18 protein-coding genes are annotated in these 18,201 nt (G+C 46.9%); 6 read left to right on the forward strand and 12 right to left on the reverse strand.

Annotation, left to right across the window (positions count from 1 at the left end; genetic code table 11):
- Positions 1 to 27 precede the first annotated feature (27 nt).
- Genes VIS94_09340 through VIS94_09350 form a run of 3 tightly spaced genes read left to right on the forward strand, consistent with a single transcriptional unit; the run spans position 28 to position 2,427 of the window.
- A complete protein-coding gene (locus VIS94_09340; protein HEY9161276.1) occupies positions 28 to 801 on the forward strand; it encodes a lysophospholipid acyltransferase family protein in 774 nt (257 codons plus the stop codon).
- The gene (locus VIS94_09345) at positions 791 to 2,023 is read left to right on the forward strand and encodes a beta-ketoacyl-ACP synthase (protein HEY9161277.1); all 1,233 of its coding nucleotides are present in this window, start codon (positions 791 to 793) and stop codon (positions 2,021 to 2,023) included. The genes VIS94_09340 and VIS94_09345 overlap by 11 nt, the downstream gene beginning before the upstream one ends.
- Before the next feature lie 14 nt (positions 2,024 to 2,037).
- Entirely contained in the window at positions 2,038 to 2,427 is a 390-nt protein-coding gene (locus tag VIS94_09350) for a hypothetical protein (GenBank protein HEY9161278.1), read from the forward strand.
- 6 nt (positions 2,428 to 2,433) lie between these two features.
- On the opposite strand, the gene VIS94_09355 is transcribed toward VIS94_09350, so the two are convergent.
- From VIS94_09355 to VIS94_09375, 5 genes are all read right to left on the reverse strand, one after another.
- Positions 2,434 to 5,028 (reverse strand): alpha-L-rhamnosidase C-terminal domain-containing protein, encoded by a 2,595-nt coding sequence (locus VIS94_09355; GenBank protein ID HEY9161279.1) that lies wholly within the window; start codon positions 5,026 to 5,028, stop codon positions 2,434 to 2,436.
- A gap of 558 nt (positions 5,029 to 5,586) precedes the next feature.
- A complete protein-coding gene (locus VIS94_09360; GenBank protein HEY9161280.1) occupies positions 5,587 to 6,954 on the reverse strand; it encodes an AMP-binding protein in 1,368 nt (455 codons plus the stop codon).
- Entirely contained in the window at positions 6,951 to 8,300 is a 1,350-nt protein-coding gene (locus tag VIS94_09365) for a lipid biosynthesis B12-binding/radical SAM protein (GenBank protein ID HEY9161281.1), read from the reverse strand. The genes VIS94_09360 and VIS94_09365 overlap by 4 nt, the downstream gene beginning before the upstream one ends.
- 9 nt (positions 8,301 to 8,309) lie before the next feature.
- On the reverse strand, positions 8,310 to 10,460 hold the full coding sequence (locus VIS94_09370) for a beta-ketoacyl-[acyl-carrier-protein] synthase family protein (protein ID HEY9161282.1): 2,151 nt from the start codon (positions 10,458 to 10,460) through the stop codon (positions 8,310 to 8,312).
- A 2-nt stretch (positions 10,461 to 10,462) separates the two neighbouring features.
- Positions 10,463 to 11,707, reverse strand: a complete 1,245-nt coding sequence (locus VIS94_09375) for a radical SAM protein (GenBank protein HEY9161283.1) — start codon at positions 11,705 to 11,707, stop codon at positions 10,463 to 10,465.
- A 114-nt stretch (positions 11,708 to 11,821) separates the two neighbouring features.
- On the opposite strand from VIS94_09375, the gene VIS94_09380 reads away from it, so the two are divergent.
- On the forward strand, positions 11,822 to 12,079 hold the full coding sequence (locus tag VIS94_09380) for a phosphopantetheine-binding protein (GenBank protein HEY9161284.1): 258 nt from the start codon (positions 11,822 to 11,824) through the stop codon (positions 12,077 to 12,079).
- Between the two features lie 71 nt (positions 12,080 to 12,150).
- On the opposite strand, the gene VIS94_09385 is transcribed toward VIS94_09380, so the two are convergent.
- The 7 genes from VIS94_09385 to VIS94_09415 are packed head-to-tail and all read right to left on the reverse strand — an operon-like array spanning position 12,151 to position 16,282.
- Positions 12,151 to 12,963, reverse strand: a complete 813-nt coding sequence (locus VIS94_09385) for a purine-nucleoside phosphorylase (GenBank protein HEY9161285.1) — start codon at positions 12,961 to 12,963, stop codon at positions 12,151 to 12,153.
- Positions 12,953 to 13,144 (reverse strand): Trm112 family protein, encoded by a 192-nt coding sequence (locus VIS94_09390; GenBank protein ID HEY9161286.1) that lies wholly within the window; start codon positions 13,142 to 13,144, stop codon positions 12,953 to 12,955. Before VIS94_09390 ends, VIS94_09385 begins: the two co-directional genes overlap by 11 nt.
- Before the next feature lie 10 nt (positions 13,145 to 13,154).
- On the reverse strand, positions 13,155 to 13,967 hold the full coding sequence (gene speB, locus VIS94_09395) for an agmatinase (protein ID HEY9161287.1): 813 nt from the start codon (positions 13,965 to 13,967) through the stop codon (positions 13,155 to 13,157).
- A complete protein-coding gene (gene speE / locus VIS94_09400; GenBank protein HEY9161288.1) occupies positions 13,967 to 14,809 on the reverse strand; it encodes a polyamine aminopropyltransferase in 843 nt (280 codons plus the stop codon). The genes speB and speE overlap by 1 nt, the downstream gene beginning before the upstream one ends.
- Before the next feature lie 6 nt (positions 14,810 to 14,815).
- Positions 14,816 to 15,283: an arginine decarboxylase, pyruvoyl-dependent gene (locus tag VIS94_09405; protein ID HEY9161289.1), complete on the reverse strand. Its 468-nt coding sequence runs from the start codon at positions 15,281 to 15,283 to the stop codon at positions 14,816 to 14,818.
- A gap of 1 nt (position 15,284) precedes the next feature.
- Positions 15,285 to 15,689, reverse strand: a complete 405-nt coding sequence (speD, locus tag VIS94_09410) for an adenosylmethionine decarboxylase (protein HEY9161290.1) — start codon at positions 15,687 to 15,689, stop codon at positions 15,285 to 15,287.
- Between the two features lie 56 nt (positions 15,690 to 15,745).
- Positions 15,746 to 16,282, reverse strand: a complete 537-nt coding sequence (locus VIS94_09415) for a cupin domain-containing protein (GenBank protein ID HEY9161291.1) — start codon at positions 16,280 to 16,282, stop codon at positions 15,746 to 15,748.
- A 332-nt stretch (positions 16,283 to 16,614) separates the two neighbouring features.
- Between VIS94_09415 and VIS94_09420 the strand changes: the two genes are divergently transcribed.
- Both VIS94_09420 and VIS94_09425 read left to right on the forward strand, forming a co-directional pair.
- Positions 16,615 to 17,724, forward strand: a complete 1,110-nt coding sequence (locus VIS94_09420) for a hypothetical protein (GenBank protein ID HEY9161292.1) — start codon at positions 16,615 to 16,617, stop codon at positions 17,722 to 17,724.
- 159 nt (positions 17,725 to 17,883) lie between these two features.
- Positions 17,884 to 18,201: a YbaB/EbfC family nucleoid-associated protein gene (locus tag VIS94_09425; protein HEY9161293.1), complete on the forward strand. Its 318-nt coding sequence runs from the start codon at positions 17,884 to 17,886 to the stop codon at positions 18,199 to 18,201.

Below are 18,201 nucleotides of genomic sequence, written 5' to 3' on the forward strand. Positions count from 1 at the left end.
GCCGTTAGATATGCCAAGGGTGCATATATGTTTTTAATGTTTGCAGTGTTTGAAATCGGCATACTGTCGGTTTTCATTTTTGCCGTCCCGCTTATAACCATCTATAATGCCCTGGGAGGAAGGGACAAATCACTGATGCAACGCATCAACAGGTTTCTCTTCGGATTGTGGCTGAAACTGCTCGATACAGGTGGGCTTTTCAAGGCTGTCAAAACAAAAGGTTCGATTGTCGATGGACCGTGCGTCGTGGTCGCAAATCACCCGGGGCTGTTTGACGTTCTTGTAATGGTTCGCGATATTCCGGGATTGTCTCTGCTGGCAAAACAGTCTCTCGCTGCGCTCCCGGGGTTAAGTAAAATATTCGCACATGCAGGATTTATTTTCGCATCCGGCAATGATGATTTGTCCGCTGCTGTTCAGCTTACCAATAATATAGTTGATATACTGAAGTCGGGCCGCAGGTTCATGCTTTTCCCGGAAGGCACCAGATCGCCGAAGGGAGAGCTGCTCAAGTTCAGATCAGGGGCCTTCAAGATTGCCAGGGCGGCAGGTGTACCGATACAGCCTGTTCTTATAAAAAACATTCCCCCATTCATGCCCAAAGAAGACAAATGGTATTACCCGCCGTATGAAAAATCCTGCTTTGAAGCCGAGTTCCTTGATCCGATAGCACCCCCCGAAGCAGGAAGCGAAGTACAGGCTGCAAAAGAGCTGGAAATGATGTTCAGGGAACATCTCGGTCTTGCGCCTGATAACAGGCCTGCAAATAAATCATGCTCAGGAGCCGTATATGACAAATGATGTACGCGTCGTTGTTACCGGCATAGGATTCCGTTCGCCGATAGGCCATACCATGAATGAGCTCAGGACATCGCTTCAGGAAGGCAGGAGCGGGATCAGATATATCCCCGAATGGGAAAAGGTAGGACATATGCGGACCCGCCTTTCAGGTGTATGCGACGGTATCGATGAAAAGATAATCCCGAGGCCGGTAAGAAGGAGCATGGGACGGCTGTCGGTGCTGGCCGCCCTTTCGGTGATGGACGCCGTCAGGGATTCCGGGCTCACGGAAGATTTCATCAGTTCCGGGAAATGCGGTGTCTCCTACGGTTCGACGGAAGGCAGTTCGCAGGCAATGGAAGATTTCACCAAAGATTATGCCAGAAACAACAGCCTCCTCGGACTCGAATCATCCACATACCTCAAATTCATGAGCCATACATGTGCTGCAAATATTTCCATGATGTTTCACACCAGAGGGCCTTTGATCGCCTCCTGTACGGCATGCGTTTCGGGCTCTCAGGGAATCGGTTTCGGGTATGAAGCAATCAAGGCGGGAAAGGCAACCGTAATGCTATCAGGCGGCGCAGAAGAAATGCACTTTTACAATGCGGCCATATTCGAGCTTCTCAGGGCGACTTCCGTAAAATACAACGACTGCCCTGATAAAACACCCCGGCCGTTTGATGAGAAACGTGACGGGCTGGTGGTCGGGGAAGGTTCCGGCTGCCTCGTGCTTGAGGAATATACGCAGGCAAAAGAACGCGGGGCCAGGATTTATGCCGAAATCGCAGGGTATGCAACAAATTGCGACGGCGCGCATCTTACCAATCCGAGCGCAGACGGCATGGCAGGCGTTATGATGCTCGCCCTAAAAGATGCCGGTCTCTCCCCTGATGAAATCGGACATGTCAATGCCCATGCCACAGCCACTGATGTTGGAGATGCAGCCGAGGCTGAAGCAGTGTTCAGGGTGTTCGGAGATAAAACCCCGGTAAGCGCATTCAAGGGATATATCGGTCACACCCTGGGTGCATGCGGCGCCATCGAATCAATAATTACCATCTGCATGATGAATGAAGGCTTTATGGCTCATACAAAAAACCTGGATAAACCGGACCCCGCGTTTCCGAAGCTCAACCACATCATGAAAGAAGCCGTTCATAAATCTTTTGATATCGGCATGAACAACAATTTTGCATTCGGCGGCATAAACACCTCTCTTATTTTTAAAAAAATATAAAAATAAGGTTCATTATGCCCATTCTAAACAGGCTGGCTGACAGGATTGCGGCGACAAAATACGGCCGTAAAGCCCTGAATGAACCTGCCGATCTCGGATATTTCAAACAAAGACCGTCCCTCAGGCTGGTAATTGGACTGCTCCTGCTTGTTCTCAGCTATATCATATGCTGGCCGGTTATTGCGCTTCTTGCGTTTGCAGCCGCGTACTATCGAAACCCCCTGATAATTGTAATCGGCGGCCCTTTGGCATACGGGCTGTCGTGGGCGGTATTCGGCCTGTCCATGCTGCTTCTGGGTATACACAGTTACTATGGTGCAGAAGTCATAGGCCATTATTTTACAAGACAATTTTTAGAAAAATATTCCTCAAAAATCCAGGTTAAAGACCCTTATAAAGATTGAACGATCTCACGGATTATTTTTTTTAGCAGCTGACAGTGACCATTTTCCGGGTGTTATAATGAACTGCAAATATCCGCTGCCGGCGGTTTTCAATTCTTCAAAAACCTCTCCTGAACTGCCGGTGATTTTTATATCACCTGAAAATTCTGAGGGAATTCCTGCAACACATTTTGTGCCTTCCGGAGATTTTATATTCATACTGAACGTTTTTTCGTCTTTTTTTATATCGAGTTCTATCGGGCCCTTAACAGAAGGCACCGTGCACTTGAGAAAAGCAAGGCCGCCCATTTGCGGCATTACTTCGAATTCGTCATATCCGGGTTTGACCGGGCGGATCCCGGCTGCATACATCGATAGAAGCGTCAGCGGCCCCCCGCTCCAGGCATGGTTGTAAGTGCCACCGCCGTATTCAAGACTTCCTATTTCCCAGCCCTCCCAAAGTGTTGAATAAGGGCTTTGAACCATTTCGGCATAGCGTTTTTTCATACGGCTCAGGGCACACTCTTCAAAGCCCATTAAAAACAGAGCTTCAAGGACATATTTTTCCATATACGGACTTGCATGAAAAGCGGTTGAAAGTATTCTTTTGATATCGGCATAATCTTTTATATCTGCCAGGCCCGCCACCACCGCCAGGGCATTGGCGCGATCATCGGTGCCGCGTTTATAGCCCGGAAACCGGTAGGCATTATACCTGGTGTTCCAGAAGTTTTTCCTGAAATTCTCTCTTATAAGCCGCATCTTTTCTTCGTAATCTTTGGCCTCCTCGGGCCTGTCCGCGACATCGGCCATTGCCCCGAGTCCTTTAAGGGCCAGGTAATACCATTCGGCCTCCAGAAGTCTCACATCCGCATTTTCTCCCCAGTCGCCCCAGTCCCATTTTGTCTTGCGGTGACTAATCTTTCCTTCTGAATTTACCTGCCACAGATCAATGTATCTTTTCACTTTAGGGTAGACCGTCGTTATCGTTTGTTTATCACCTGTATTCAGGTAATAGTTCCAGATGCCGAACCACCCGATACCCGCAAGGCTCTGCAGTGACAGTTCAATATTCCAGTTGCCTGACGGGACAGGGGAATAGAGCGAGCCGTCTTTTTTCTGCCATCCGCAAAGTTCATGTATGGCCTTTTTTGCAAGCATATGACTGGACGGGTCAAGGGCATAAAATGATTCTCCGATCTCAATGACGGCATCTCCCCACCATTGGGCGCGCTCCCTGTCGGGACAGTCCATATAGTTGTCGCGCATTGTCACATAAAGCGTACGGCGCGCCTTTTGCCACAGCTTGTTCAAAAAAGGATCGCTGCATTCAAATTTTCCGGCAAAGTCAGTATCAAATCCGGTTTCACGGAATTTGAGAGAAAGAATCCGAATACCTTCGGGAAACGAGTATATAACCTTATGTCCGTTCATCCATGCAGGACATTCAAAGGTCTGTTGACCTGCCCTTGTAATGTAGCAAGTCCGTATGCCATATTCCCCGCCGCCCTGATAATCATCCGTCCTGATGTCCACAAATAAACCTGCCTGTGCTTCGATTTCAAAATATGGCTGCACCTGTGCGTTATACGGAAGCAGGCATTCAATACTTTTGCCGTCGGAAACAACCGGAAATATTCGTGAGTTCACATATTCTTTCAATCCATAATCTTTCCACATGGGGATCGGCCTGGGTATAAGGTTGTTCCATGGTGATACGGGAGGCCTTCCTTCAAGTCTGACTGGTTTGAACAATTCGCCGCTGATATCTCCGGAAGTCCATCCAGGAATGTCCTTGTTTGCATCAAATAAGACATTAGATTCCGCCAGGCGGAAGTTGGGTTTAGGACCACCTGTTGTCTGAAATGCAGGATGAATTGCGGCAGTCCATGACGAATCCGAGATAAGACAGATTTCCTGGGAAATGGCATTGAATATGAAACCGGCCTGACCGCTATTCTTGTGAGAAAAAGAATTCCTGCCGAAATGCCAGACCAGAACCGCTATCAGGTTTCTCCCTTTTTTCAAAAAGGGGGCGATATCGATTGTATCATAATAAGTATCATACGGGTTGGGGCCGCGCTTTAGTCCTCCCTCTGCGACAACCTTATCACCGTTGACCCATAACCAGTATTTGCTGTCCGCTGCTATATCGGCATATAAATGCCCGGGGATGTTTTCCATATCGAATGTTTTTCTATAGCATATCCAGATATTCGATTCTGACATATCCGCCTTTGTGTCAGGGAGAATCCATTGGGCATTCCATCCGGTATGGGGTTTCTTATCTGGCACATGCCACCTGCCGGCCTCTTCCCTTTTTGCAGAGTTTACCTGAAAAATTGAATAGATGGCCGCAGCAAGCAGTATGAGTGATAATACTAAAGCGGAAGTCCTGTTATAAATAACCGAAACCGGATCAAGATCTGTAATTGCAATCCCTGACAACACGACTGCAATGCAGCAGATGAAAAAAACCTCAAGTACCCGGTAAAACTTCGCAGCTGTAATAATGCTGAAAAGGGAAAGCCTGATCTGATTAACAAGGATTATAAAAATGGAGAAGAAAATAGTCAGCACAAACATGGCTGATATTGCAATAGGGCCGTTTGTTTTTTTCATGTTCAGATGCAAAAAAAATGTTGTAAAAAAAAACACGGAGAGAAACAGGATAAGCAAAAAGACAGTCAATACCCATTTAATCTTAAGCCCGGTTGCCTTGCATATGAATTTGTTGATTTCCTCCCACAGGGGCCTGATTACCAAGAGCAAGACATCAAAGAAAGCCAGAAAGAACCCTGTAAGGCCCAGAATAAAAGATTGCATATTGCTTTGAATGATTCCCATATCCTTTATAAGGATAATTTATCCGGTGATGTTTTCAAAGGGAAATTCCATCAAATAACTTTGCGCTATTAACCGGAATCATTTCAAAATTTTGTTTCCGGGGTTGATTGAAAAAAATAATCGATTAAAATATGCATATATCGAGTACCAATGAAAAATGGCAAAGGAGGAAATTATGTCCAAGAGTCAGGATATCAAAAAAGACGTGAAAAAGAAGCCCACCAAATCCTTGAAAGAAAAGAGGCTTGAAAAGGCGGCGAAAAAGGCTGGCAAATAGCAAAACCTGAGATTGGAGCCATATTATATCCGGGAATGCATGCCCGGTATAATATTTTATCCCCGCAGCAATCCAAGCGCCGCCTGCCTGTCTTTTTTCCCGGCAGGTGTTACGGGGATGGAGTCTACTTTTAATATATGACGAGGCATTTCAATCGGGCTCAGTATCTTCCTGAAAAGTTTTTTCAGTTCTTTTATATCCAGGCTCGATTCAACAATGGCGGCAACCTCGTTATCACGCCCCTGTTTTGCGTTTACCTGAAATATGAAAATATCCTTTACGGCTTTAATTGACCTGAGTTTCTGTTCCACCGCATCGAGTTCTACACGGTTTCCTCCCACCTTGACAACACTGTCCACCCTGCCCAGGAGTTCGAAGCCTTCTTCCGAAAGAATCGCCCTGTCACCGGTCAAAAAATAGTCTTCGTCGTCAAGAGGAAGGCCTGGGGATATGAATGGGGACTTGACCAGAAGCCTCTCCTTTTCGATCTTCCATGACACGGGAGGAAAGGCCTTGAACCCTGTTTCGTCACGCATGCGGCTTCTGTGGGCAATTCCTCCCGTTTCGGTTGACCCGTACACCTCCTCGACCGGCGTACCGGTTGCCCTTGAAAATGCCAGACTGTGGGCCTTTTCCAGAAAACCTCCTGACGAAAAGGCAAGTTTGATACAATCTGGCACTGATCCTCCAACGGCAAGGGCTTTATAATGAAGTGGCGCCCCGATATAAACAGTAGCCCTGCTTGATGATACCCTCTCGATAATCTCAGCCGGGAACACCGGGGAACCCTTAATGATACGGGCCCGGGCGACAAACGGAAGCAGGACTGAAAAAAGCAGCCCGTAGATATGCCTTGGAGACACAGAGGCCAGAATGATATCATCGGGTGTAATCTTAAAATACTCCCTTAGAAAAACAGTTTCTGCAAACAGGTTTAAAGGTGTCTTGGGCCATATTATCGGCCTTCCGGTGGAGCCTCCAGAATAAAGCCACAAAAAGGGGGCATCGAAAGCCTTAGTTATGCTCAGGCTTTTTGAAAAATGTTCCTTTTCCAAGGGGATTATCTGCAGCAGGCTGTCAGGGAGCGCCTGCTTTTTTTCTGATATCACGGTTCCGGTTTTTTTCGCCATGCAGGCATCAATAATGACCTTCTCCGTCAGCACATGAGGAAATATCAGCTCAGGCCCTCCTGACAAAGAGGCCAGGATGGAGGCCATTATAAAACTTCTGTCTTCGCTGCAAACACAGACCGAGCTTTCATCAGGAGCTTTCCTTTTAACCGTCTCTCTTATGATTGCGGTCTTTTCAAGCAGTCCGGGGCCTTTTTCTCCGTCCGGGTCATGTTCTAAATCAGCACCGGCAGCAAGATCATCAATAAGGCATGCCAGCTCTTTTTCCATATCTTTTTTTATATTTTTCTTCATCCGATCAGTTTTTCCCACAAAGGTCCGACCCTTCCCCTTGAATAGAGCCTTGCCATGATCCTGTTCATTTCGCTGCCGCCCGAACCTATGACCCAGTTCCTTCTTCCGGCGGCCTTACTGACAATCATTTCCTCAATCTCTTCTGGTGATATCCCGTCGGAAAGGTAAAAAACAGGTTTGAGCAGATCTTCATCCGGTGAAATTCTTCCTTCTGCGAGCGCCATATTATAAAGCCCGGTACCCGGATATATCCTTATCCCGCAGAAAAAGAAAAATGCAGCAGATTCCAACTTTTCCGCATTTTCAAGCGTTTCCTTTATGCTCTCAATGTTTTCACCAGGGCCTCCCAGCAGGAAATAGTGACAGACATGAAGGCCTGCCCTTATGGCTGATTCGTGAGCGCTCATTACATCACCGACACTGAATGGTTTCCGGTATGTCAGGAGCATCTTCCCGGACAGCGATTCGGTGCCGAATTCGCAATGAGTGAGCCCTGATAATTTGAGTTTCTGATAAAGCCCTTCCTGGTCTTTGAGCGGAGAGAAAAAACCTCCCCACGGGATATCAAGACCTGCCTTTTCAAACTCTTCGGCGACCTTCAGACAATGTTCATAATCCGAATTGAAAACGCTGTCTGCAATATAGATATATTTTGCGCCCTTTTCTTTGAGGCTGACAGCCGTTTTTGCGCAAAGAGCAGGGTCGGCCCTGCGGATAGCCGCACCTTCAATAACAGGGTACGTGCAATATATGCAGTTAAACGGGCATCCGCGTTTTGTCTGCATGTTGAGCATGCCGGAGTTTTGAACGTAAAATTCGTTTGATGAGGCATTTTCAGGCAATTCCCTTCTGATGTCTCCTTCCCAGGGCGCAGGCCGTACAAAACCCTTTTGTCTGCAAACAACACCGGGAATGTCTTCTGGAGCGCTGCCTTTTTTAAGGGCATCCAGAAGAAGATTCAGGCGCTCGCCCTCTCCGGCAATACCATAGTCTGCCCCCAGTTCCCGGAAAAGGCTTTCCGGAAACAGGGAAAAACCAGCCCCGCCAAGTATCAGGGGAGCGCAAGTAGAATCACGTATGATTCTGGCAATCTCCCTGTATTCTTCTATATAGCTTATGGAATCCGTCGCCTCGCTGTTGTCTATGTTGCGAATTGAAAGGCCAACGCAATCAGGCTGGAACTCTTTTATCTCAAGAGGAATTGCTGAAAGGGCGTCCTTGTCGATAAGATCAAGCACTCTGACGGCATGTCCCGGCTTTAGCGCGCCTGCAAGATAATCAAGTCCTATCGGATATACCGGAAAAGGTGCGCGTACTTTATTTGCTGAAATCAGAAGAATTTTCATTTCAAGTTATTAAGGATTTATTTCTATGGCGCTCAATACACTGCCAAGTCCTAGTAGAAGAATTCCTCTACTGGCAAGTTCCGATTGGCCGCCGGAAACAATAAAGGGCAGCGTCCCTTTCTCCAGACAGGCTAAAGCATATGCGGCAGCTACTGCGCTAGATGTTGCAAACTGGCCGAAGAACTTTCTGTAATCGAATACTGCTCCTTGAAATGTCGTGCCTGTTATAACTTCTTCAATCTGAGATTCTGCATTTTGTTTTTCATTGGATGGAATTCCAGCAAAGATCGCGGCAAAGCGTTCGTTGATCCCTATGCTCTTGAGCTTTTCAATAAGGCCCTTCAAATGTTCCCTGGAATTTCTTTCATAAAAAAGCAGGGTTAATGAAGGACCGGCCAGAGCCGCTCCGCCGCTTACCAGAAAAGCCGCTCCGCCGTCCGCGTTGTCGAGTGAAATACCGGAGGAGGCATCGAGAAGGGGGGTCATCTCTTCGTGGAATTCATCGGCACCGATTAGCAGGGACTGCCTTCCCGTTTCATTTAGCAACTGCGCCATAAAGAGTGCCTGCTCGAAACTTGAATCTCCTGATGTGGCTGTGACATTGGCGCCTTTTGCACTGAAAAACAGGGCTGCCTGGCCTGCAGGGGCATTGTGGACCGAGCCCACAAAATCCGTCGGGCTTCCGTATTTGCCGCCTGTCTCGAAAATTTTACTTAAAAAATCACTTGTTTCGCTGAGTGCTCCCCATCCGGTTCCGAAAAAAACAGCCTCCGGTTTTTCAGAAGAACCGCCGGCCTTATATGCGGAATCACACAGTGCCAGGACTATCTGAGAGAGCCTGCCCAGCCTTCTGACAAGACGCGGGGGTAGATCTTTTGCAATAGAGTCAATATCCAGCCTGCCAGCACAGGGTTTCCCTTCCTCCAATGCTGTCATGATCTCTGCTGTATGGCCTGCGCCTGTTATCATTGAAAAACCTTTAACTTTAAGGCTTCTGATTTTTTTCTCCCGGATCATACCTGTTTCAGCCGGTTTTGAAATTATGAGCGATGCATTGTTGCCGCCAAAGCCGAATGAATTCGAGAGTACCGTATCAACACGGGTGTCCAACGTGTCAGAGACAGGAACAATTCCCAGTGTTTCATCTATCCGGTCAAGGCCCGTATTTGGCGGGATGAAATCATGCTTTACTGCAAGGCAGGCATAGCCCGCTTCGATAGCTCCGGCCGCTGCCAGGGGATGACCTGCAAGGCCTTTTGTAGAAGAAAGCAGGGGCGGTGTTTCACCGAACACATTCAATACAGCCTTTGCTTCAGCTGCGTCGTTATCCGGTGTGCCGGTGCCGTGAAGGTTTATATAACTAACTTCCTCCGGTTTAACGCCCGCATCTCTAAGGCAGGCGTTCATTGCCGCGATTGCGCCCTCACCTTCGGGATGCGGTTTTGTTGCATGATAGGCGTCGCAGCTGAGCCCGCCTCCCTTGAGTTCGGCAATTGCATTTGCAGGGGATATGTCTGCCGCTTCAAGGAGCAGCATGCCCGCACCTTCGCCCACAGTCATTCCGAGTCTGTTCTTATCCAGCGGCCTGGCCCCTGTTGGGTCGATAAGCTGCAACGTATAAAACCCGTAGCAGGTTAGCCTGCACAGGGCATCCACTCCGCCTGCGAGTATCTTCCTTGCAATGCCAGCACGTATCATTTCCAGGGCTGCTTTGAGGGCCAGGGCGCCGCTTGAACAGGCAGTGGAAACAGTGAACGCAGGACCGTTGCAGCCGAGCTCATGTGCAAGATATTCAGCAACCGTTCCTGTGCCATGATATTTATATGCTGAAGGGTTTCTAATCTTATCTTTCAGAAGTTCTTCAGACAGAGGCATTCCGCCGGTTGTGCTGCCTATTACCACCGCATCGGGCGGACCAGAATTTTTCATGGCCTCTCTTGCGGCCATTAAGGCCAGCGTATGCGTTCTGGGAAGCCCCGGTGATTCATTGACGGGAAATGCAATTTCTCCTGCCGGTGGCGCATTTTCGGCAGCCTCGAAATTAAAAAGGGTAAGCTTTTTTATGAACGTTTTATTGGCGCTCAGCGAAATAAGGTGTTCATCGGCATTCGAGCCAGCAGGCGAAATAAGACCTAAACCGGTTACAAATGCCCTCGGCATGCTCAATCTCCAGAGACAGATTTTTTTTCGGGATTTATGCTCATTCGTTCCTTCCTGCGCTTTTCCCTGAGAAGATTTGCTATGAGCCTTGTCATTTTTACGCTTTGCGGCTGCTCGCGGTAAAAGGAATCCCATGCATAATCATAGAGTTCCTGGAGTTTTTCAGGGCTCATCTGAAGGGGCTTGAATACAACGTTTCCGGCATTATATCTGGCCCAGTTCGTATCGATTATACGGCCCTGAGAACTAAGCTCATCCCAGACCTGGGTTTTCGGGAAGGGCGTCAGCACAGTGAATTCGGCAAGGTCGAGATCTATTTCCAGAAGGAAATCCACAAAGCGCTTGAGAAAATCTTCGGTATGATCATCCATGCCCAGAAGGATTGTGCCTTCAACCCCTATGCCGTGATCGTGGTAAAGTTTGATCCTGTCCTTTATCTTATCTGATATTGTGTATACGGCATGATAGACATACCAGCAGCCCGCATCTTTGGCCAGTTTGAGGATTTCCGGCTCAGCCGAAACCGGATGCGCCACCCAGTCCTTGCCCATGCCTTTCATTGCCGTGAATAGTTCTTTCTGCCAGGACACACTCTGCTCAAGAGAGTTGTCCACAATAAAAAGCCTGTCCGAGGCTGCTTCGATATCCTTAAGGACGTGATCTATCGGCCTGGTGCGATGTATGCGCCCGCCCAGGTACGGTACACAGCACGGGTAGCAGTTGAACCGGCACCCTCTCGATGTCTGGACCAGATCGACAAGTTCCCAGCCCTTGTGGGTATAGTGTTTTTTCTTGTCATAGAGGTCGCGCCTGGGGTTGGGGATATTATTGATATCAGGAAAGTCTTTCATTATGTAAGAGGGTTTGAGGCCTCCTTCCTGAAAGTCGAAGAGCATCTGTTCTATCAGACCCTCGCCCTCACCGACCACGATTGAATCCGCATGAAGGGCCGCCTCTTCCGGACAGAGCGCCACATGAAGCCCTCCCATGACAACCTTTTTACCTCTTTTCCTGAATTCAGCCGAAAGTTCATAGGCCCTGGGCGCCTGACAGGTAAGCATGCAGCCTATCCCGACCAGGTCGCAATCCCTGTCCATATCTATATTTTCAACATTTTCATCTGTGACAAAAACATTTATCCCATCCGGGACGGAAGCAGCCGCAGTGATGACGCCCAGGGGCGGCAGGTTGAATTCGGTCTGATATTTAAGCTTCGGCCATCTCGGATATATTATATGGAATTTCAAATGGTTGCCCTCCATCAAAAACTATAACGGTTGACTGAAAACCGGTTTTCAATTTATATATTAAGCCTTGCTGGTAGTAAAGCAGATTACAATACATTTGACAGGCGGGTGTTGATGAACAATCTGATGGAAGAGCTCAAGCTTAAAGTTCTGGAAAGGCTTAATATCAAAGACATAACTCCGGAAGAAATCAACGCAGAAACCCCAATGATCGGAGAAGGGCTCGGGATCGATTCAATCGACATACTTGAGCTTGTGATAATGATAGAAGAAGATTACGGCATCAAGATCGACAACAAGGAACTCGGGGCCAAGGTGTTCAGAACATTCGGAACAATGGTCGAATATATTTCAGCCAACAGGAAAAAATAGCTTTTCAGATAAGACAGCCCCTTATGAATTTTATTGGGGCCTTTACCTTTCACATGGTTTTATTCCGAGCTTTAATCACTTGAGATTGAATTAAGGACATCTTTGAATATCGCCGCAATTTTTGGTCCGGCCTCTTCCGCCATCGAGATTATATAATCAAGGGACGCCCCTTTATAGTCATCCGGGTTATTGTTGTTCGTTACGGCCGAAATCCCCAGGACATCCATCCCGCAATGAACGGCCTCTATGACTTCCATAACGGTTGACATGCCGACAGCATCCGCGCCAAGCCTCTGTATCATGCGTGTCTCGGCGGCTGTTTCCATTGAAGGGCCCAGAAGCTGAATGTAAACTCCTTCATGCAGCTTTATTCCCAGCCTGTTCGCCGATATCCTTGCCCGGTTCATAAGCTGAGGAGCATACGGCCTGTCCATCTCGGGAAACCGCGGGCCCAGCTCGTCATTGTTGGGACCAACAAGCGGATTTCTGCCTGTAAAATTTATATGATCCCTTATCATCATGACAGAACCCGGTGTAAGATCGGGCCTTAACCCGCCCGCCGCATTTGAAATGAAAAGTCTCTTTACGCCCATGAGTTTGAAAACTCGGACAGGAAAGGTTACTTCAACCGGGGTATAACCTTCAAAAAGATGGAATCTCCCGCTCATCGCGATGACCGGCACATCGCCGAGCCTGCCGAATATCATCCTGCCTGAATGATGCGGGGCGGTTGATCTGGGAAATCCCGGAATATCCCCGTATGGATAGACCTTTTCAATTGCAATGGCTTCTTCCATGATCCCGAGTCCTGTTCCGAGAATAATCGCTGTATCGGGTTTTGAAGCATGCGCCAGAAAGAAGGCGGCCTTTTTTTCAATTTCCATTCGCCGGGTTCCTCGCAAGGTCTATCGCCTCGTCTATGAGCATGATAGGGATTTCATCTTCTATTTTGTATTTGAGCATGCAGGCATTGCAGATGAGTCCGGATTGATCGTTTTCAAGAACCAGTTTCCCTTTGCATTTCGGACATGCAAGGATGTCAAGCAACTCCTTTTCCACAGGCATGATTTACCTCCTAAACCTTTCTTCCGATTGCTATCAGGCATTCTCTTACCAGTTTTGCAGCCACAACGGAAGAGGTTCCGGTAAGATCGCACATCGGGCAAAGTTCCACCATGTCGATAGCGGCAATATTCAAAGAGTTTATCAATTTAAGAAGTATTCCGGAAAGCTCATTAAAGGTTATTCCGCCGGGTTCAGGAGTGCCTGTTCCGGGAAAGATGGAAGGATCCAGTATATCAAGATCACAGGTCAAATAGATCGGGCTATTATGAGCCCATTTTATGATTTCCTCAGGGGTTGAGGATAATTTTGCTGCAAGTTCAGCCTCGGATCGGTCTGACGACCTGACGCCTATTTGTTTTATGCGATCAAAGCCTACTGTTTCCGAAATGCGCCTTATTACCGTGGCATGCGAAAACCTGGAGCCAAGGTATTCCTCCCTTAAATCCGCATGTGCATCGAGATGAACAAGCCTGATGTCACGATAATGTCTTTCAACCGCTTTAAAAGTACCGAGGGTTACCAGATGCTCTCCTCCCGTGAGAAAAGGGATTGCGCCGGATGACAGGATGTTGGAGCTTTTTTCTTCAATCATAAGAAGGGCTTGAGCGGGATCTCCGAAAGGCAGTTCCAAATCTCCGGCATCGATAAAGGAAATGTCTTGAAGGTCCATTTTCTGAACCGGCGAATATGTCTCCAGTCCGTGAGAGGCCTCCCTTATCGCCTGAGGCCCGAATCTGGAACCTGGTCTGAAACTAGAGGTCGAATCAAAAGGCGCACCGAAAAGACATATCGCTCCTTTTTCCTTCGACGCAATGAATCTCATTAAAGGGCCTTTTTTACATAATTAGGCAGTGCGAACGCAGCCCTGTGCATTTCAGAATTGTAGTACATGCAGTTTTCAGCAACTGTTTCAGCCTTTTTTTCATCGAAAACCAGAGGATTGCCAGCATCCTTGAATCCCAGAGCAAAAGACCAGAGTCCGGAAGGGTAGCACGGTATCGGGCAAAGATAGAGGTATCCATTTCCGAAAGCTTTCCTGATATTCCCCATGATACCCGCAACATCACCCATTCGCCATGCGGGTGATTCTGTCTGTGCTCCCATAGTTCCGCCTTTCTTCAAGGCATTACGGACATTTTTGTAAAATCCGTGAGTAAATAATCCTGTTGCAGGGCCTACAGGATCGGTGGAATCGATAAGGACACAGTCGAATTCATTGGCATGCGCCTTGACATATTCTATGCCGTCTCCGATGAAAATCTCCACCCGGCTGTCATTCAGAGATGAGGACAATGTCGGGAAATAATCCTTTGCTGCCTTTATTACCATCTCGTCAATCTCGCACAATACGATATGTTTGACTTCTTCATGTTTTAAAACTTCCCTTACCGAGCCTCCGTCGCCGCCACCGATAATAAGGACCGATTCGGGATTTCCAGCACACATCATAGGGACATGAACAAGCATCTCGTGGTAATAAAATTCATCCTTTTCCGTCAGCATCACAAGGTCATCAAGAAGCAGGACATTCCCGAAAAAGGGGTTGTTTAAAACCTTGACTTCCTGAAACCGGCTTTTCCCTTCAAAGAGCACATCGAAGACCCTGAAACTTGCAGCACCGACCGTTCCCTTGTATTCCTCAATGAACCAGCTGTCTAAAATCATGGCCTGCTACTCCCAGAGAACAACTGCGGCGAATGCGCAGCCGCATTTATTGACCCGGTGCTCTGCGGCAACACTCTTGATCTCGCGGATGGCCTTGCCTCGCATTTTCATACCTTCTTCTGCCATTTTCCTTACTTTCTTTTCGACAATGCTTCTCGATTCATGGGAGGAATATTCCATTATAAGACCGGCATGGTCTTCATCGTCAGGAAATGCAATGGCAACACCTGCCGCAATTATTTCACCCGCGCTTTCCGATGTGATTTCCGCATATGCCACAGGTACGAGCGAACCGTGAGGAATGTCCACTTTTTCAACTTCAGTGCAGTACGGTGGACATATGCTGCTCATCTTGACGAGATTTGTGTTTCCAATCCCGGCATTCATCAGCGCCCCGTCAAATGCATTGAGCGTCGTATAGCCTTCTGATATCCCCGTTGTCATAAAATATTTTACCGGTGTTTTTATGATCATCTCATATACCTCCTGCCGAAACCACGGCTGGCTTGTGTCTGAGTTCCTGGCCGACCACCTGAATCTGTCCTCTTTTCATTTCCATTGTCGAAAAGTGGCTGCTTTGAAGCTTGTCCCTTAGAAATACAAATGCCTTCCAGGGGTCTACGGTGTCACCACAAGTGAATATATCGACAGCCGCATAACCGTATTCGGGCCATGTGTGAATTGACAGATGGCTTTCGGCAATCACTATCACCCCGCTTACACCGAACGGGTTGAATGTGTGGAAGGCGCTTTTCACTATTGTTGCCCCTGCTTCGAGTGCGGCCCTGTTCATATATTTTTCTATCAAAATCTCGCTGTTAAGCAGGTTTCTGTCGCAATTGTAATATTCCGCAAGAATTTGTATCCCAAGCGCATTCATTTTCCGCCCTCCCGATATACCGGATTTTTTTGCCTTTTTTTCATTACACATCTCCTCTAAAAGCTCGGCGGAGATGATATCCACAATACCTTGGCTTCGGTCTTTGACCTGTTTTCAAGCCAGTGCTGTTTGTTCGCCTCGTAATAAAAGGCATCTCCTTTTTCGGCCTTGTATGTTTCCCTGCCCGCTACAATCCATACCGATCCTTCCAGGACAAGCCCGCATTCATCTCCACTGTGCGATCGTTCTTTAGGTGTTGCCGACCCCGGAGCAAGGGTCACTATGATCATGTCCATTTCCCGTCCCTGAGCTCCAGCTATCGGCACCTCGGTTATCATTCCGTTCTCATTGTCTATCACCACACGTTTTTCTTTTGGAAAAACAACATTCACAGCCTCCTCGTCTTCGAAAAACTCCGCCAAAGACGTATCCAGGGCATTTAGAATAAGTTCCAGCGTATCCAATGACGGCGATGTGAGATCGCGCTCGAGCATGGATATGAACCCCTTTGTCAGGTCTGCACGATCCGCCAGATCCTCTTGTGTAAGCTCTTGTGCAAGCCGTAAATTCTTGACTTTCTCGCCGATCTTCATTCAATCCTCTTATACATATAATAGTTATAGAAAGTTTAATATACTAAACCATAGGTTCGCATTTTTAATTTATTATGTGGCATAATGTCAAGAAAAATATTTAATATATTGAACAAATAGTTTTATACAGAAAAATACCACCAGAGGAACCTTAAAAATATGCCTTATTAATGAAATGATTTAACCATAAAAGGGGTAAAAAATTTCACTTTAAAATTCTCTTCTTAATAATATCAGGATGTTGTATTAGGCATATACATTGCTTAGGCTATTAGTGAAGACCTTCCTCGCTTCATATGAGGAATTAAACGGGCACTCGAAAGGAGATAAAAATGAAAAAAGGAAAGCAGATTTTCTTTATAATGATTTTTTCCATATTGCTCTTTAGCGCATGCGGAGGCGGAGGAGGCGGTGGTGGAGGGTCTTCTGACGAAGGCACTCCGGATGATACAGTTGATGTAAGCGCAGAACGGGCTCAGACTGAAGACGTATTGTATGCAGCCTTCGCGGGTTCAGCGGATGATGGGGTTACATTTCCCTTATATGAGATAATGGTAAACGGTTTCATTAATATGAGCACCTCTCTTGTCTATGATATTTTAGGAGAAGTGGATTTATCAAATCCCTTTGGAACGCATACCTTTACAATTACAAAAGATGCCTATACAGCGGTTTTGACATTAAAAGTTCCTATTGGTTTAACCTTCCCTGTTAAATTTGAGGGAACTTTAAATGTGGACATGAACAGTAATGGATATCAACCTTCATCCGGATTATGTACATATAAAGGAACGAAAAATGGAGATGAATTAGTTATAATTTTTAACGGTTATATTGACAGTGAATTCAATCCTTATATTCGGACGCTTAATATAACCGCTACAAATCAACTGCTGGCATTGTACGGAACCAAAACCGCCAAATATGACAATTGGAACATAGCCATGAATATATTTTACGGCAGCGAAGACCCCTATGCCGGAAAAAATGATCCAATAACAGAAAAAACGGTCAGCTCGACCAAAACTACCAACTTCAGTTTTTTAAGCGGTAGCATGACAAATGAAACAAGAGATTTTACGGTAGGAGGATCATTCATTCTTGCTGAAGGGACATACACTTTCACAAGCGGTTTCAAATATATCCAGTCTCTTGATACTACAGGAAAGCTGCTGCTTACTTCCGCAAACGGCAAAATAAAAGTCCCCGGCATGGCCAGCACTGCAACAATAAAAAGTTCTTTCAGCACCTCGAATCCAACGGGTAACAAAACTATTGCTTCCGCAGCCGATTCTTATTTATGGGATTCCGGTCAGATGACGATAACCGGCCAATCAGGAAGCATTATCGCAACTTTTGATAACGGTACTGTAAATTTCAGCGGTGATTTGGGCAAATGGTCATTAGCCGGCTGGCAGCTTTTACTTGATCCTTTGGCATAGCGTTACAAGAGGACTTCGGTTTTACTTAATGCCTGGAAAATAGGGCCACGTTATAGTGTGGCCTTATTCTTTTTTTGATTCATCCAACAAAATCAAAGCCCTCGTTTTAGACATTTAACCGATTGACTCTTAAAGGCATCCCGTCATATAAAAATCGTCATGGAAATCAATCTTACTGAAATCATGAAACAGGTGCAGAACATCCAATCACAGGTAAAGGACGTTCAGGATAAGCTTTCCCGGCTCACGGTTACGTCTGAAAGCGGCGGCGGCATGGTGAGCGTAACTGTTACCGGAAGACAGGAAATAAAGGACATAAAGCTGGATCCGATCTGTGTCGATCCCAGGGATGTCCCCATGCTTGAGGCCCTTATAATCGCCGCCGTCAACCAGGGAATTAAGAAATCAAAAGAACTCTCCTCCGATGAAATGAAAAAGCTGACCGGAGGAATTCCGCTCCCTATCGACTTGAGCTAA

This window comes from Desulfomonilia bacterium, from assembly GCA_036567785.1.
GTDB lineage: Bacteria > Desulfobacterota > Desulfomonilia > UBA1062 > UBA1062 > DATCTV01.

What these genes read in the sequence shown, in the direction of transcription:
- VIS94_09390 (HEY9161286.1), bottom strand. Translation starts at nt 13,144, where the DNA reads ATGCCTGTGGAAAAGGAGTTGCTTGACATCCTTGCATGTCCGAAATGC.
- speB (HEY9161287.1), bottom strand. Translation starts at nt 13,967, where the DNA reads ATGAGATTCATTGCGTCGAAGGAAAAAGGAGCGATATGTCTTTTCGGT.
- speE (HEY9161288.1), bottom strand. Translation starts at nt 14,809, where the DNA reads ATGATTTTAGACAGCTGGTTCATTGAGGAATACAAGGGAACGGTCGGT.
- VIS94_09345 (HEY9161277.1), top strand. Translation starts at nt 791, where the DNA reads ATGACAAATGATGTACGCGTCGTTGTTACCGGCATAGGATTCCGTTCG.
- VIS94_09385 (HEY9161285.1), bottom strand. Translation starts at nt 12,963, where the DNA reads ATGGAAATTGAAAAAAAGGCCGCCTTCTTTCTGGCGCATGCTTCAAAA.
- VIS94_09370 (HEY9161282.1), bottom strand. Translation starts at nt 10,460, where the DNA reads ATGCCGAGGGCATTTGTAACCGGTTTAGGTCTTATTTCGCCTGCTGGC.
- VIS94_09380 (HEY9161284.1), top strand. Translation starts at nt 11,822, where the DNA reads ATGAACAATCTGATGGAAGAGCTCAAGCTTAAAGTTCTGGAAAGGCTT.
- VIS94_09340 (HEY9161276.1), top strand. Translation starts at nt 28, where the DNA reads ATGTTTTTAATGTTTGCAGTGTTTGAAATCGGCATACTGTCGGTTTTC.
- VIS94_09355 (HEY9161279.1), bottom strand. Translation starts at nt 5,028, where the DNA reads ATGAAAAAAACAAACGGCCCTATTGCAATATCAGCCATGTTTGTGCTG.
- VIS94_09365 (HEY9161281.1), bottom strand. Translation starts at nt 8,300, where the DNA reads ATGAAAATTCTTCTGATTTCAGCAAATAAAGTACGCGCACCTTTTCCG.
- VIS94_09360 (HEY9161280.1), bottom strand. Translation starts at nt 6,954, where the DNA reads ATGAAGAAAAATATAAAAAAAGATATGGAAAAAGAGCTGGCATGCCTT.
- VIS94_09350 (HEY9161278.1), top strand. Translation starts at nt 2,038, where the DNA reads ATGCCCATTCTAAACAGGCTGGCTGACAGGATTGCGGCGACAAAATAC.
- VIS94_09405 (HEY9161289.1), bottom strand. Translation starts at nt 15,283, where the DNA reads ATGATCATAAAAACACCGGTAAAATATTTTATGACAACGGGGATATCA.
- VIS94_09425 (HEY9161293.1), top strand. Translation starts at nt 17,884, where the DNA reads ATGGAAATCAATCTTACTGAAATCATGAAACAGGTGCAGAACATCCAA.
- VIS94_09415 (HEY9161291.1), bottom strand. Translation starts at nt 16,282, where the DNA reads ATGAAGATCGGCGAGAAAGTCAAGAATTTACGGCTTGCACAAGAGCTT.
- speD (HEY9161290.1), bottom strand. Translation starts at nt 15,689, where the DNA reads ATGAATGCGCTTGGGATACAAATTCTTGCGGAATATTACAATTGCGAC.
- VIS94_09420 (HEY9161292.1), top strand. Translation starts at nt 16,615, where the DNA reads ATGAAAAAAGGAAAGCAGATTTTCTTTATAATGATTTTTTCCATATTG.